Raw genomic sequence first — 14,595 nt, 5'->3', positions numbered from 1 at the left:
AGCCGCGGCCGATGGGGGAAATCGATTCGCGCCCGCACCGTACCGGGTCCTACCATCCGCAACATGCCCAAGGCTCCTGTTCTCACCCCCCGAGCGGACGACTTCCCCCGCTGGTACCAAGACCTGATCGCCAAGGCCGAACTGGCCGACAACGGTCCGGTGCGCGGCACCATGGTCATCCGACCGTACGGGTACAGCCTGTGGGAACGCATGCAGCAGGAGATGGACGCCCGGATCAAGCAGGCGGGCGCGGCGAACGCCTACTTCCCGCTCCTGATCCCGCAGTCGTACCTGATGAGGGAGGCCGAGCACGTCGAGGGTTTCGCCCCCGAACTCGCGGTGGTCACGCACGGCGGCGGGAAGGAACTGGACGAGCCGGTCGTCATCCGCCCCACCTCCGAGACGATCGTCAACGAGTACTTCGCCAAGTGGGTGCAGAGCTATCGCGACCTGCCCCTGCTCATCAACCAGTGGGCCAACGTGGTGCGTTGGGAGCTGCGCCCGCGCGTGTTCCTGCGCACGACGGAGTTCCTGTGGCAGGAGGGCCACACCGCGCACGCCACCTACCAGGACGCCCGGGACTACGCCGCACGCATCCATCGGGACGTGTACGCCGAGTTCATGGAGAACGTCCTGGCCATGGATGTCGTGCCGGGGCGCAAGACGGCCAGGGAACGGTTCGCCGGCGCGATCAACACGCTCACCCTCGAAGGCATGATGGGCGACGGCAAGGCCCTCCAGTTGGGCACCAGTCACGAGCTCGGCCAGAACTTCGCCAAGGCCTTCGAGACGCGCTATCTGTCCAAGGACGGTCACCAGGAGTACGTCTGGCAGACGTCGTGGGGCTCCACCACGCGCATGATCGGCGCACTGGTGATGATGCACGGAGACGACGACGGTCTGCGCGTCCCGCCGCGGCTGGCGCCGATCCAGGTCGTGGTCCTCGCCGTCAAGGGCGACGACGCGGTCCTGGCCGAGGTCCGCGCGATCGGTGAGCGGCTCCGGGCGGCGGGCATCCGCGTCCACGTCGACGATCGTACGGACACGCCGTTCGGCCGCCGTGCGATCGACTGGGAGCTCAAGGGTGTGCCGGTACGGATCGAGGTCGGGCCTCGTGACCTGGCCGACGGTACCGCCGTGCTGGTCCGCCGCATCGCGGGCAGCAAGGACCCGGTGGCGATCGCGGGACTGCCCGAACTCGTGCCCACGGTGATGGCGGACGACCAGGCGCTGCTCCTGGCCCAGGCCCGCGAGCGGCGCACGAGCCGCGAGGTCGAGGTGAGCACGATCGAGGAGGCCGTGGAGGCCGCGGGCACCGGCTGGGCCCGCATCCCGTGGGCCACGCTCGGCCCGGAGGGCGAGGCCCGACTCGCCGACCAGGGCGTATCCGTCCGCTGCCTGATCGCCGCAGACGGCTCGGTGCCCGATTCCGACGACCAACCCGGCAACACCGCCATCGTCGCCCGCGCCTACTGACCGCGGAACCCTCACCCCGCGCCCGTGCTGCGGCGCCCGGGTGGACGTGAGCAGTCGCCGATCGTTCGGGCGTGGCCCCAACCGAGCAACGAGCGGTCCGGCCGCCGCGGGCGAGGTATCGACCCCGCGGCGGCCGCCGCCCGGCAACGTGCCGGTCGACTCCGCGGTCCTGCCTACCCCTCGACCCGGGCCGTGGCCGACGCCGCGTCGGCGACCTCGCGGGTCGGATCGCCCGGGCGCGGGGTCATCAGCCGCAGTTGCAGCTGGACCGCGAAGCGTGCCGCCGGGTCCTGGAGGTCGATCCGGCCGACTTCGGTCATCCGACGCATCCGGTAGCGGAACGTGTTGGGGTGCACAAACATGCTCGCCGAGGCGGAGGTCACGTCGCCGAAGGCGTCCAGCCACGACCGCAGCGTCTCGACCAGGCTCGTGTTGTGCTTGGCGTCGTAGGCGACGAGTCGGGCCAGCGGACCGACGAGTTCGTCGCCGTTGGCCACGGCGAGGTCGCGCACCTCCAGGAGCAGGGCGTCGATGTAGACGTCGGCGATCGAGGCGACCCGCCGGTTCACATGTCCACCGGTGAGCACCCGCAGGGCGCGGTCCGCGTTGGTGCGCGAGCGGCGCAGCGCGGCGGGTTCCTTCGCGATCGATCCGATGCCGATCAGCGCCTTGACCCGGTCACCGGTGCGCTCCAGGAAGTTCGTGGCGATCTGCACGGTGCGCTCGCGTCCGTCGGCCGGATCGCCCGGTGCCGGCAGGACGGCGTAGGCGACATCGCCCAGGAGGGCGACGGCCGAGCGCGGTTGCACGGCGTTGAGGTGGATCGCGAGGGCTCCGGCCAGCCGCTGCCGTTCGGCCGTCAGTTGTGCGTGGTCCACGCCCGCTCCGGGGGCCAGGCCCAGGGCCAGCACCACCGTGGGTTCGTGCACCAGGCCCAGGCGGTCGAGGGCGTCCACGGCGCCGGGGCCGCCCTCCAGCACCGTGGTGACCAGGTCCGCGCGCAGCCGGTGCTCGAAGTCGGCGCCGGCCCGGTGGCGCAGCAGGTGCAGGGCCGCCAGTTCGGCGGCCTCGCGGAACGCCGTGGCGCGTTCGGGGCTGAGCGGCTCGCGCACGGCGGCCCAGATCGACCCGAGGATCTCGTCGCCCGCCCGGATCACGATCGCCACCCGCGCGAGCCCGAGTTCGTCCTCTTCGAGAGTGGCCGGGGCGAAGAACACCGGTTCCCGGCTGCGGTACAGCTCCTTGAAGACGCCGCGGGCGGCCATGATGCGCAGGTATTCCTCGGGCACTCGACGGGCCAGGATGGTGGCCACGCGTGAAGGGTCGGCCTCGTCCTGTCGGCCGGAAAACGCGAGGACGTGCGAGCGGCGGTCCTCGATGGTGATCGGCGCGTCGAGGAGGGTGGCCACCGCGTTGGCGAGCGCGAACAGGTCCCCCGAGGGGATGCCGCCCAGGGTCGGCGTGCCCGCGTCGCCGACGTCGCCCTCGGTGAGCAACGTACGCAACAGCGCCGCGAGTTGGGCCCACGATGCGCCCCGGGTCAGCGCCAGCAGCGCCACTCCCGCGTGCGCGGCGGCGGTGGCGACCGCGGGGTCCGGGTCGATCGGCCCGCGGACGATCAGCGCGCCGACACCGTGGGTGCCGAGCGTGCGCAGCAGGCGGGCGATCTCGGCGGGCCCGTGCACGGCGGGGCCCAGGACCACGGCGTGCTGGGGGTATTGCGGTTCGTCGTGCGGATCGTGGATGACCACCCCGCCGATCTCCTCCACGGTGTCCGGATCGCCGTGGATCAGGTCGAGCAGGGTGGGGCCGAATTCCTCGAGTACGCGGCCCAGGCTCCTGCGGGAGTGCGTCGTCACGTGTGGGTCACCTCTGTGGGACGGAACCGAAACGGTCCTCCGATTTCGTACGCGGGGACAACAATAGGCACATCCACGATGACCGCCCGGGGCCCCGACGGTGACGGCGTCCGCTTTGCCGGGTATCGCCGGGGATGCGGTGCCCGACCTCCGGCCCGCGCGCAGGCTCGGGAGCACCGGCCGGCAACCGCCGCCGCCCGGTCGTCGCCACGGAACCCGCCGGGCGGGTGGTGGGTCACGCCGGCACCGTGCACGGTGCGCGGCGTTTCGGAGGTGGACCGTCCTCCCCCCGCCGACGCAGGCGACACAGCCCCCGCAGCCCGCCCGACCGAAGGGCTGACGGCGGGAATCCGGCACGGCGGCGCGGGCGGTACCCGACACGCCTTCACCCTGCGCCGCACGAGTCGCACGGACCACACGGGCCGGGGGGCCGCACAGGCCGGGCGGTCACGCGGGTCACGCGGGTCACGCGGGTCAGGCGCGCTTGACCGCCACCCCGTGGATCATGAAGTGCGATGTCCGGATGTGACAGTCGGGCGTCATTGCGGTCATGGATGGTGCTGACGAGGATGGGGACATGTCCTTTTCGCACCGTGTCGTCATCGCGGTTTTTCCCGATGTCGATCTTCTCGACGTCACCGGTCCGGCCGAGGTGTTCGCGCTGGCCAATGAGGAGATCGATGGCGGGATCGCGGGCCGTGCCGGGTATCGGGTTCGGCTCGCCGGGCCGGTTGCGGGTGCGGTGCGTACGTCGGCGGGGGTGCGACTGCTGGCCGATCTGGCCTTCGACGAGGTCGGCGACGACGTGGACACGTTGTTGGTGCCCGGCGCGGTGGAGGTCACCGACGACGGTCCCGTGGCCCTGATCGATCCCGATGTCGTGGCCTGGGTCAAGGAGACCGCCCCGCATGCCCGGCGGGTGGCATCGGTGTGCGTCGGTGCGCACGTCCTGGCGGCGGCCGGCCTGCTGGACGGCAAGACGGCGACCACGCACTGGTCGACCGCCGCCCAACTCGCCGCCGAGCATCCGGCCGTCGCGGTCGACCCGGATCCGATCTTCCTGCGCACCGACTGCGGCCGACTGTGGACGGGCGCCGGGATCAGCGCCTGCCTGGACCTCGCGCTCGCCCTGGTGGCCGAGGACCTGGGCGAGGAGGTGGCGCTCGCGGTGGCCCGCCAGTTGGTGATGTACCTCAAGCGGCAGGGCGGGCAGAGCCAGTTCTCCGTACCGCTGAGCCGTCCCGCCTCCGCCCGCCGGGACATCGACGCCTTGCGGCTGTGGATCGCCGACCACCTCGACCAGGACCTGTCCGTGGAGGTACTGGCGGCCCAAATGTGCCTGAGCGAGCGGCACTTCGCCCGCGTGTTCAAACAGGAGACCGGCGCCGGTCCCGCGGCCTACGTCGAGGCCGCCCGGGTCGAGGTGGCCCGGCGCCTGTTGGAAACCACCGACGATCCACTCGACCGGGTCGCCGGCGCCGCCGGGCTCGGCTCGGCGGAGACCCTGCACCGGGCGTTCAGGCGACAACTCGCCACCACGCCCGCCGCCTACCGCCGACGCTTTCGCACCCGAACCCACTGACCTTCCACCCCGACCGAAATCCCCTGCCGATACCCCGGCACGGCGGACCATTCCGCCGCGCCCGGTTCCCGGCCGCCCGTTTCCCGAGCCCCACTCCCCTGCTGAAAGGCACCACACGCGATGAGCACGAACCGGCCCTCCACGACCCTGCGCGACGTCATCGGCCTGGACAACGAGCCGCCGAGGCCGGCCGACTCCGTCCTGATCATGGTCGACTTCCAGAACACCTATCGCACCGGCGTCATGGCCCTGGACGGCGCCGAGGACGCCCTCGCGGCCGGGGCCCGCCTCCTGGCCCGCGCCCGCGCCGCCGGCGCCCCGGTCGTGCACGTGATCAACGACGGCGGCGAGAACACCCCGTACGACATCCGCGCCCACATCGGCGCCATCAGCGACGAAGTCGCCCCGGTGGCCGGTGAGGCGGTCGTGGTCAAGGAGTTCCCCGATTCCTTCCACCGCACCGAACTGGAGCGGATCCTGACCGACCTCGGCGCCGCACCGGGCAGCGGCAAGGACCTGATCATCGGCGGCTTCATGACCCACATGTGCGTCGGCCACACCGCCCAGGGCGCGTTCAACCTCGGCTACCGCGCCACCGTCGTCGCCGAGGCCACCGCCACCCGCGCCCTCACCGCCCCCGACGGCACGGTCCTGTCCGCCGCCACCCTCCAGGCCGCGGCACTGACCACCATCACCGACCTGTTCGGCACCGTCGTCCCCACCGTCGACGCCCTGCCGGCCTGACCGGCGCGGTCGGCAGGCAGGCACGGGCGCCCGCGGGTGGGTGGCCGGCGAGGGCGGCCCCGTGCGGTGGTAGGTCAGAGGCGGCAGCTGATTTCCAAGCCGTCCTCGACCGGGAACGTCACGTTGTGGTAGCCGTTCTCCGGGTCGCGCACGTAGTCGAGGTAGGGCTGCAGGCTGCTCAGGACGATGTCGTCGGCCACGACGAGCGTGCCGGGTCGCAGGTGCGGTTCGAGCAGTTTCAATACCGGCAGGCACAGGTCCTTCCAGCCGTCCAGCAGCAGGAAGTCCGCGGGACCGTCCAGGTCGCGGAGGGTCTCGCGGGCGTCCCCCTCCAGCACGGTGATCAGGTCGTCCAGGCCGGTCTCGGCGAAGGTGCGGCGCGCGGCGGCGATCTTGTCCTTGCTGAGTTCGGTGGTGACGACGCGCCCGGCGCCGTTGTCGCGTACGGCCGCGGCCAGATACAGCGTCGAGATGCCGAAGGACATGCCGAATTCCACGATCGTGGTCGGGCGGACGGCTCGGACCAGGTTGTAGAGCAGTGCCCCGGCCGCGGCGGAGATGGGCATGTAGATCTCCGCCGCGGCGTCGGCGTGCTCCAGGGGCGACAGCGGCCCCCTTCCGCCCGGCAGTTCCGCGTCGACGCGCGCCGCGACCGCGTCGTCCTGTTCGGCGTGCGCGAACATGCGATCGAGGGCCGTGCGGACGCGCGGGTCGGCAAGCGTGTGTGTGTAGGTCATGCCCCCTAGAGTAGACGCAACGTCTCGTCGTTTCTAGATGCAATATTCTCGACCCGCAGGACGAGACGACACAGGACGAGACGACAGGGGAGGCGAGATGGCATCCAGGACGCAGGGCACCAGGGCGAACGGCACCAGGGCGGACGACACCGGCGGATCCGCACGGCAGCACCACGGCAACCGGCACGGACGCAGCGAACAAGCCCGGCTGGCGGTACTGGAGGCGGCCGACGACCTGCTCGCCGAGAAGGGGTTCGCCGGCGTCACGATGGAGGGCATCGCCGCCCGGGCCGGCGTGGCCAAACAGACCATCTACCGGTGGTGGAGCACCAAGACCGACGTCCTGATGGACGCCTTCCTCCAGGACGCCATCGAGGACCTGACCCCGCCCGACTCCGGGGACCTCGCCCGCGACTTGCGCGACTACCTGCGCCAACTGGCCCATTTCCTGGGCAAGTCCGACTCCGGAGCCGTCTTCCGCGCGCTGATCGCCCAGGCTCAGCACGACCCGGCGTTCGCCCGCGACTTCCGCTCCCGCTGGCTCGACGCCCAACGTGGACGCGACCGCCTGCCGCTCGAACGCGCCATCCACGACGGCCGGTTGCCCGCCGACCTCGACATCGCGAGCGAGACGGATCAACTCGTCGGCCCGCTCTACTACCGCGTCCTGGTGACCGCCGAACCGATCGACGACGCCTTCACCGACGGCCTCGTCGACGCATTCCTGCGCAGGCACGGATCCACCGGCCCGCCGGCCCCCTGAGCGATCCGGGTCCGACCGCCGGCGCGGGGGCCCACCCCCTCCGGGCATGCATCGGCCCCCACGACCACGATCGGGTCGTGGGGGCCGATGTCGCACCCGTGCTCGTGCGCGCCTGCCTACTTGCGTGCGGGCACGATCCACACGACGGCGCCCTTGTCACCCGACAGCGGGTAGACCGGGAACACCGTCACGCCGTATGCCTTGTCCCATCCGGGATTTCCGGAACCGAGCACCGAGGAGAAGAACGGCTTGCCGTAGTTCGCGTAGTCCGGCGAACCGTCCGCCTTGGTCACCCTGGTCGAGTACGGAGCCCGCGCCGGCACCACGGTCGAGCCGGTGGCGTCCTTGGCGCCGAAGCCGGTCGCGGTGGCCTCCGCACCCGGCGCGTAGCCGAGCGAGTCGGAGAAGAACCGCACCGGCTCCTGCTTGGCGAAGGTCGCGCAGTGGTCGCCCGCCCTGCGGCACGCCCGGAACCCGGCCGTGTCCTTGAAGCTGAACGCCGCGTTCGCCGACTGCACTCGGGGTTCGAGGTTGGCCGCCGAGTTCGACGGCGCGTCCGGGAACCGGTAGGGGTTCGGGTTCGCGTCGACGAGGAGCAACTCGCCCTTGGCGCCCCACGACGGGGACTTGTCGATGTTGTCCAGGACCCCGTTGTTCGGGTACGAGCTGTCCCGCAGCCACACCAACAGGCCCGGCGCGTTGTACGCGAGCTTCTCGCGCTTGCCGTTCTCGCCGAACGTGTAGGTGTACTTCAAACCCTGGTCGAAGCCGGACATGTTGCGCCATTCGAGCAGGTAGTACCGCTCGCGGCTGAAGGTGCCGTCGCTCTGGACCCAGCCGGCGCCCTTGGTGCCCGCGCCGACCGAACCGCCCTCCGGAGTCCAGCCGTTGTCGCCCTGCTCGACGTCGTCCGACCACACCGTGGTGGTGCCGTTGGTGAGCGAGAAGTCGTCCGCGACCCAGCCCTTCTCCTGCGTCGCCGCGTCCGTGTCGACGCCGAGGCGCAGCTTGATGGTCTTGCCGGCGTACGGCGTCAGGTTGACCTGGTCATGGCGCCAACCGTTGCTGCTGCCGGTCAACCCGGTGCTCTTGTGGAAGCGTCGGAGGTTGCCGTTCGGGTCCGGGTAGTCCGGCGGGGTCGACACGAGCGTGCCGGCCTCGTTGCGAACCTCCAGCTGCGTCCACGTGGTGCCACCGTCGGTGGACACCTCGACGAAGCCGAAGTCCCAGTCCTCCTCCAGGACGTAGTCGCTCCACCATTGGAACTTCACGTCGGAGCCGGCCGGGACCGCGATGTCGCGGACGAGTTTCACGTCCGCCCAGTCCTGGTCGTTGCTCGAGTACCACGCCTTTTGGCCGCTGTGCGGCGTGCTGAACCTGGTCACCTGGTCCGGGAGGTTCACCCGGACGGCCTGCTTGGTGCCCTTGGGCGTCTTGGCCGCCTGCCCGAGCGTGGCCAGTGCGGGCCGGTCGCCCACCTTCAGGACCTCCGGTGTCAACCAACCCAGCGTGTACTTGGACCACGCGCTCATGTGGGCGGGCATCGACTGGAACAGCGGGCCGGAGTGGGACCCGTTCGCCATCAGGTCCCAGAAGTTGACGTCCGACGCACCACCGGGGACGCTGCTGAAGTTGTCGTACAGGTCCGGCAGACCCAGGTCGTGGCCGTACTCGTGGGCGAACACGCCCACTCCGGAGTCCTCCGGCTGCACGATGTAGTTGGCGACCTTCAGTTGGGTCCCGGGCACCGTGTAGCCGCCCGCCACGGCGCTGGAGTGCGCCCAGATGGCATAGCTGCCCTCGGCACCGCCGCCGGTGGACTTGTCCTTGCCGGCGTGCACGAGGACCAGGTGGTCCACCACGCCGTCCGGCTCCTGCGTGTTGCCGTCGCCGTCGGCGTCGCCGGTGTCCTCCTTGTCGTAGTCGGCCCACGGGAAGTTCGGCTGACTGCGCGCGAGTTCGTTCACCGCGTCGGTGGCCAGCGTCTCGGCGCCGCCCGGGTTGTTCGGGTGTCCGCCCATGTCCTGCTCGCGCTTGCCGCAACGCCCGGCGCCGTACCACGCCTCCGAGTGCGGCACCTTGATCCACGAGGTGGCGGTGCCGGACACGGTGTACTTGCCGCCCGACATCTCCTCGTACATGTTCTTCATCGTGTAGCCGGAGACGTCGATGCCCGGCTTGCCGTCGGGACCGGTCAGGTCCGGACGCATGCGTTCGGTGATGCCCTGCTTGGTGTAGAGCATCTTGTTGAAGTGTTCCGGGCTGAAGTCCTTGACCCACGGCGTGTTGTTGTCCTGCCCGGTGAGCGCCGGGTCGGGGATGGTGTTGTGCAGGGGCCCGTTCTTGATCGTGCCCGGCGGTTCCACCACGCAGGAGGCGTCGCTCACGCTCGCCCTGCGGTTGAATCCGGAGAAGTCGTCGTTGGCTTTCTCGTTGAACTCGACGAGAATCGTCAACAGCTTGGCTTCCTGCCTGGCACCCGGTGCCAGGCCGCTCTTTTCGGCCCTGAGCTGCTCCGGGCTCTTGCCCGTGCGCTGGGCTTCGGCCTCGAGAAGGCGCAGTTGCGATGCCGCCCGCGGGTTGCCCTCGCGTTCCTTGCTGCCGCCTCCCGCTTTGGCCTTGCGGGACTTGTCGGCGGCGGTCTGCTCGGCATCGATGCGGCCGTCGGGGCCGATCTCGGCCTCGACGGGGTTGAAGTACCGGTCGTCGGGGCCGGGATTCCATACGGCCTTGGTGGTGTCCACACGCGCGGCGGCTGCGGACGAGGTGACGCCGGGTGCCGCGGTCAGTCCCGTGACCGCGAGGAGCGAGACGGACAGTAGCGTCACCGGGCCACGCAATCGCCGGATGGCTCGCGGCGGAGTTCCGCCACGTCCGGGTATCGCTCGACTCAAGATGGTCTCCCTTCCGCCCGGAAGGTGGTTCCGGACGCGAAGCGACGCCGATCAGGGTGCTGTGGTGCCGTTATGCGCCCACGACGTCGAGCTGTTTCGGCAGAAACCCGACGCCTGCTCCCACCAACCGTCGGGTCACGGCGACCGGTGGGAAATGGCCGGGTGACCGGACCCTAGAGGCGTGAGTGACGGCAGAGGCAGGGGAAGCCAGAGGTTCTTTGCGAACTCTTTACTCAGCTATCAACGGGGCGTGCCCTGCGCAGTGATCGCACCCGTCCCGATCGGCTAGAGTTCGCCGCCGCGAAATCACCCCGCACCAGGTCGCTGCCTCAAGTGCCTTACCGACAGCGGGACTTCGCCCTCCGAGCACGATGTTGCCGACACCTGCCGCGCGCGGCACGCGGTCCCCGTATGGAGCCGACTTTCGTATCTCGCACCGTCATCCTTCGCGCCGTCACACCCAACTTTCGTTGGTTCCGCGCGAGTCGGACGCCCGTCATCCTGGACCGGTCCGGCGCGCCGTGTGCGTTCGGCGCACCGATCCCGATCCCGCCCCCGACACTCGAAGAATGGACATCCTCGAAACACACGGCACGATCTCGCTCCCGGATCGGGGCGAAGTCGAGGTCACGCTCGACCTGTACGACCCGCCCCGCACCGACGACGTACTCCCCCGCGGGTGGAGCGCGATCATCACCTCCGGTCCCGACCTCACCGTCGGCGACCGGGGCCTGCTCTTCCTCGACGCCCAGGACGGCCTGATCGCCAACCCCTTCATCGTCGTGGCGAGCGCCGACCGCACCACCCGGATCAGCGGCCACGAGCCGTCGTGAAGGAGCATGCCCACCCGCGCACGGGCCGGCTGAGCCCACGAATCCCTATCCGGCCGAGACCAGGATCAGCGCCTCGTTCAGGTTGTGTTCGGCGATCTCCCGCATGAACGCCCGGTCGGGAAAGTCGCCGTCGAGCAGCCGCAGCGGCCCCGCCGTCAGGGACAGTCGTTGGGCGAGCATGTAGAGGGCGAGCCGGTCCTCGTCCAGGCCGCCGACCGCGAAACGCCGGTAGTCGTCGTGCAGCCGGATCCGCAGGAACACGTGCTCCCACTCGACGTCGAAGTACATCAGGTCCTCGATGTCGATCAGGACGGGCCGGCCTTCGCGATCCACCAGTACGTGGTCCAGTCCCAGTTCGCCGTGGACGACCGAATACTCGGCGCGCGGTTGCACCGCCGCGGCGAGCTCGTGCAGCCGCTCGTGCAACCGGTCCCGGGCCCGCGCGATCCGGTGGTCGCGCGAGGCCGCCTCGGCGAGGCAGCGCAGCGCGAAGTCGAGCACGGCCGCCTCGCACGATGCTCCGCGCGACGTCCCGCCCTTGTCGACCAGGTCGACCTTGCCGTAGGCGGGCGCGCGGTGACCCCGCATCGCTGCCAGGGCCTCCGCGAGACGCGCCATCGTCGGCTCGGCGGCGCGCGGGTCACGTTCGAACAGGTCCATCAGGTGCTCGCCGGGGAAGTCCTCCACGACGGCCAGGTCGGCCGGGTAGTGGGTGCGGTCGCGGTCGACCAGGTGGACCGTCGGGACCCGCAGGCCCAGCGAGTCCAGTCGCGCATGGGCGGCCTCGAACAGATCGAGCCCGACACCGGGTGAGAACGGATCGCTGACGTCGTCGTCCCCCTCGGCCGCCGGCCAGTAGTTCTCGGAGTCCTCCCACAGATAGGCGATCGCCGACGTCGCATCGTCCATCGTCAGGCGGTACACGCCTTTTCTGGTGCCACCGGCGAGCCGCTCCACCCCGTCCAGCCGCCGCCCACCGCCCATCGCGGCTCGCGCCGCCCCCGCCAACAGATCCCGCGTCACATTTCCGGGCGCCATGTGCGACCCACCTCTCCGGCTCGACGACCGGAGCACCCTATGCGGGCCGACGCGCGACGCCGAACGATTTCTCCGGCCAAGTGGCGGATGTGCCGGGGAGGTTCACCGGAAACCGAAGGCAAACCGGTACCGAGGGAATCCGATATCGGCCACACCCTCGGCCCGGCCGGGCCGAGGGTGTGGCGAGGGCGCGGGCATCCGGGTCGGCCCGGCGCGGGCCGACCCGGACGTCGTGCTCACGCCAGGTCGAACCGGTCCAGGTTCATCACCTTGTCCCACGCGGCGACGAAGTCGTGCACGAACTTCTCCTTCGCGTCGTCGCTCGCGTAGACCTCGGCGAGCGCGCGCAGCTCGGAGTTGGACCCGAAGACGAGGTCGACCCGGCTGCCGGTCCACCGGACCTCGCCGGTGGCGGCGTCGCGACCCTCGAACGTGCTCGCGTCCTCGGAGGTCGCCTTCCACGTCGTGCCCAGGTCGAGCAGGTTGACGAAGAAGTCGTTGGTCAGCACCCCGGGGGTCGCGGTGAAGGCACCGAGCGGGGACTGCTGGTGGTTCGCGCCCAGGACCCGCAGGCCGCCGACGAGGACGGTCGTCTCCGGGGCGCTCAGGGTCAGCAGGTTCGCCCGGTCGATCAGCAGGTACTCGGCCGGCAGCCGGTTGCCCTTGCCGAGGTAGTTGCGGAACCCGTCGGCGGCCGGTTCGAGCGCGGTGAAGGACTCCACGTCGGTCTGTTCCTGCGAGGCGTCCACGCGGCCGGCCGTGAACGGGACCTCGACGTCGAAGCCGGCGTCCTTGGCGGCCCGCTCGACGGCGGCGGCACCGGCGAGCACGATCAGGTCGGCGAGCGAGATCCGCTTGCCGTCGGTGCGGTCGGCGTTGAACGCCTCCTGGATCCCCTCCAGTGCGCTCAGCACCGTGGCCAGCTCGTCGGGCTCGTTGACCTCCCACCCGATCTGCGGCTGGAGGCGGATGCGCGCACCGTTGGCGCCGCCGCGCTTGTCGCTGCCGCGGAAGGACGACGCCGACGCCCACGCGGTGGACACGAGCTGGGACACCGACAGGCCCGAGTCGAGGATCCGGCTCTTGAGCGCGGCGACGTCCGCGGTGTCGACGAGTTCGTGCGTCACCGCCGGCAGCGGGTCCTGCCACAGCAGCGTCTGGGCGGGGACCTCCGGGCCGAGGTAGCGCGCGACCGGGCCCATGTCGCGGTGGGTCAGCTTGAACCACGCACGGGCGAAGGCGTCCGCGAACTCGGCGGGGTTGTTCAGGAAGCGCCGCGAGATCTGCTCGTAGGCCGGGTCGAACCGGAGCGAGAGGTCGGTCGTCAGCATCGTCGGCGCGTGCGTCTTGGACGCGTCGTGCGCATCCGGCACGGTGCCCGCACCGCCGCCGTCCTTCGGCCGCCACTGGTGCGCGCCGGCCGGGCTCTGGAACAGCTCCCACTCGTAGCCGAACAGAATCTCGAAGAAGCTGTTGTCCCACGTCGTGGGGGTGTTGGTCCAGATGCCCTCCAGACCGCTGGTGATCGCGTCGCCGCCCTTGCCGGTGCCGTAGGAGTTCTTCCAGCCCAGGCCCTGCTGTTCGAGCGGCGCGGCCTCCGGGTCGGGGCCGACGCTGTCCGCCGGGCCCGCGCCGTGGGTCTTGCCGAAGGTGTGGCCGCCCGCGATCAGGGCCACCGTCTCCTCGTCGTTCATCGCCATCCGGCGGAACGTCTCGCGGATGTCGCGAGCCGCGGCCAGCGGGTCCGGATTGCCGTTCGGGCCCTCGGGGTTGACGTAGATCAGGCCCATCTGCACCGCGCCGAGCGGGTTCTCCAGATCCCGGTCGCCGGTGTACCGCTCGTCGCCGAGCCAGGTGGTCTCCGGGCCCCAGTACACGTCCTCGTCGGGCTCCCACACATCCGCCCGACCGCCGCCGAAGCCGAAGGTCTCGAAGCCCATCGACTCCAAAGCGACGTTGCCGGTGAGGACCAGCAGGTCGGCCCACGAGAGGTTGCGGCCGTACTTCTTCTTGACCGGCCACAACAACCGGCGGGCCTTGTCCAGGCTCGCGTTGTCCGGCCAGCTGTTGAGCGGGGCGAAGCGCTGCTGGCCGGAGCCGGCGCCGCCGCGGCCGTCGCTGATCCGGTAGGTGCCGGCGCTGTGCCAGGCCATCCGGATCATCAGGGGGCCGTAGTTGCCGAAGTCGGCGGGCCACCAGTCCTGCGAGGTGGTCAGCACCTCGGCGATGTCCCGCTTGACGGCGGCGAGGTCGAGGGTGTTGAACGCCTCGGCGTAGTCGAAGTCCTCGCCGAACGGGTTGGCCACGGCCGGGTTCTTGGCAAGGATCTTCAGGTTGAGCCGCTCCGGCCACCACTGCCGGTTGCCGCCGCCCTGCGTCGGGTGCGGGGCGCGTCCGTGTGCGACCGGGCAGCCCCCCTCGCCCTCCGACTTCGCGTCTACGACGATTGCATCATGGTTCTCAGACATGGGAATCCTTCCGGACCAGGCGGATCACGGTGCTCGGAACTGCGGATCGCGGTGCTCGGAACTGCGGGTCACGGAGCCGGGGGACTGCGTGGGCGGTGCAACGGTCGGGGCAGCCGGCCCGGGTCGGCGACGACACGACGTCCCCGGTCGAACCGGGCCGGGGCGCCCGCCGGTTCGAGGCGGTGAACGGGTCGCGCCGGC

Annotated in this window: 10 protein-coding genes; 5 read left to right on the top strand and 5 right to left on the bottom strand. The window is 70.6% G+C overall.

Annotation, left to right across the window (positions count from 1 at the left end; translation table 11 throughout):
- Window positions 1-63 precede the first annotated feature (63 nt).
- Window positions 64-1,476, top strand: a complete 1,413-nt coding sequence (gene proS / locus ACZOOI_RS41220) for a proline--tRNA ligase (protein WP_465281943.1) — start codon at window positions 64-66, stop codon at window positions 1,474-1,476.
- Between the two features lie 173 nt (window positions 1,477-1,649).
- Here the strand turns inward: proS and ACZOOI_RS41215 are convergent, their stop codons facing one another.
- Entirely contained in the window at window positions 1,650-3,335 is a 1,686-nt protein-coding gene (locus ACZOOI_RS41215) for a PucR family transcriptional regulator (protein WP_465281942.1), read from the bottom strand.
- Window positions 3,336-3,912: 577 nt separating this feature from the next.
- Here ACZOOI_RS41215 and ACZOOI_RS41210 point away from each other — a divergent pair.
- Both ACZOOI_RS41210 and ACZOOI_RS41205 read left to right on the top strand, forming a co-directional pair.
- Window positions 3,913-4,917, top strand: coding sequence for a GlxA family transcriptional regulator (locus ACZOOI_RS41210; RefSeq protein ID WP_465281941.1), 1,005 nt, complete (start codon window positions 3,913-3,915; stop codon window positions 4,915-4,917).
- A gap of 120 nt (window positions 4,918-5,037) precedes the next feature.
- Window positions 5,038-5,661, top strand: a complete 624-nt coding sequence (locus tag ACZOOI_RS41205) for an isochorismatase family protein (protein WP_465281940.1) — start codon at window positions 5,038-5,040, stop codon at window positions 5,659-5,661.
- Between the two features lie 74 nt (window positions 5,662-5,735).
- On the opposite strand, the gene ACZOOI_RS41200 is transcribed toward ACZOOI_RS41205, so the two are convergent.
- A complete protein-coding gene (locus ACZOOI_RS41200) occupies window positions 5,736-6,398 on the bottom strand; it encodes an O-methyltransferase (RefSeq protein WP_465281939.1) in 663 nt (220 codons plus the stop codon).
- A gap of 97 nt (window positions 6,399-6,495) precedes the next feature.
- On the opposite strand from ACZOOI_RS41200, the gene ACZOOI_RS41195 reads away from it, so the two are divergent.
- Window positions 6,496-7,161 carry a TetR/AcrR family transcriptional regulator gene (locus ACZOOI_RS41195; RefSeq protein ID WP_465281938.1) on the top strand — a complete coding sequence of 222 codons (666 nt, stop codon included), beginning with the start codon at window positions 6,496-6,498 and terminating at the stop codon, window positions 7,159-7,161.
- A gap of 116 nt (window positions 7,162-7,277) precedes the next feature.
- On the opposite strand, the gene ACZOOI_RS41190 is transcribed toward ACZOOI_RS41195, so the two are convergent.
- Window positions 7,278-9,989 carry an immune inhibitor A domain-containing protein gene (locus tag ACZOOI_RS41190; RefSeq protein ID WP_465281937.1) on the bottom strand — a complete coding sequence of 904 codons (2,712 nt, stop codon included), beginning with the start codon at window positions 9,987-9,989 and terminating at the stop codon, window positions 7,278-7,280.
- A 635-nt stretch (window positions 9,990-10,624) separates the two neighbouring features.
- Between ACZOOI_RS41190 and ACZOOI_RS41185 the strand changes: the two genes are divergently transcribed.
- Window positions 10,625-10,888, top strand: coding sequence for a hypothetical protein (locus tag ACZOOI_RS41185; protein WP_465281936.1), 264 nt, complete (start codon window positions 10,625-10,627; stop codon window positions 10,886-10,888).
- Between the two features lie 45 nt (window positions 10,889-10,933).
- On the opposite strand, the gene ACZOOI_RS41180 is transcribed toward ACZOOI_RS41185, so the two are convergent.
- Both ACZOOI_RS41180 and katG read right to left on the bottom strand, forming a co-directional pair.
- Window positions 10,934-11,926 carry a phosphotransferase family protein gene (locus ACZOOI_RS41180; RefSeq protein ID WP_465281935.1) on the bottom strand — a complete coding sequence of 331 codons (993 nt, stop codon included), beginning with the start codon at window positions 11,924-11,926 and terminating at the stop codon, window positions 10,934-10,936.
- A 236-nt stretch (window positions 11,927-12,162) separates the two neighbouring features.
- Window positions 12,163-14,394 carry a catalase/peroxidase HPI gene (gene katG / locus ACZOOI_RS41175; RefSeq protein WP_465281934.1) on the bottom strand — a complete coding sequence of 744 codons (2,232 nt, stop codon included), beginning with the start codon at window positions 14,392-14,394 and terminating at the stop codon, window positions 12,163-12,165.
- Between the last annotated feature and the right edge of the window lie 201 nt (window positions 14,395-14,595).

The organism is Embleya sp. L77, from assembly GCF_055557415.1.
The sequence above is the reverse complement of the archived record's forward strand: the minus strand, read 5'-3'. Positions and strand labels throughout refer to the sequence as shown.

Coding starts and splice junctions, on each gene's coding strand:
- ACZOOI_RS41205 (WP_465281940.1), top strand. CDS start 5,038: ATGAGCACGAACCGGCCCTCCACGACCCTGCGCGACGTCATCGGCCTG.
- katG (WP_465281934.1), bottom strand. CDS start 14,394: ATGTCTGAGAACCATGATGCAATCGTCGTAGACGCGAAGTCGGAGGGC.
- ACZOOI_RS41210 (WP_465281941.1), top strand. CDS start 3,913: ATGTCCTTTTCGCACCGTGTCGTCATCGCGGTTTTTCCCGATGTCGAT.
- ACZOOI_RS41200 (WP_465281939.1), bottom strand. CDS start 6,398: ATGACCTACACACACACGCTTGCCGACCCGCGCGTCCGCACGGCCCTC.
- ACZOOI_RS41185 (WP_465281936.1), top strand. CDS start 10,625: ATGGACATCCTCGAAACACACGGCACGATCTCGCTCCCGGATCGGGGC.
- proS (WP_465281943.1), top strand. CDS start 64: ATGCCCAAGGCTCCTGTTCTCACCCCCCGAGCGGACGACTTCCCCCGC.
- ACZOOI_RS41195 (WP_465281938.1), top strand. CDS start 6,496: ATGGCATCCAGGACGCAGGGCACCAGGGCGAACGGCACCAGGGCGGAC.
- ACZOOI_RS41180 (WP_465281935.1), bottom strand. CDS start 11,926: ATGGCGCCCGGAAATGTGACGCGGGATCTGTTGGCGGGGGCGGCGCGA.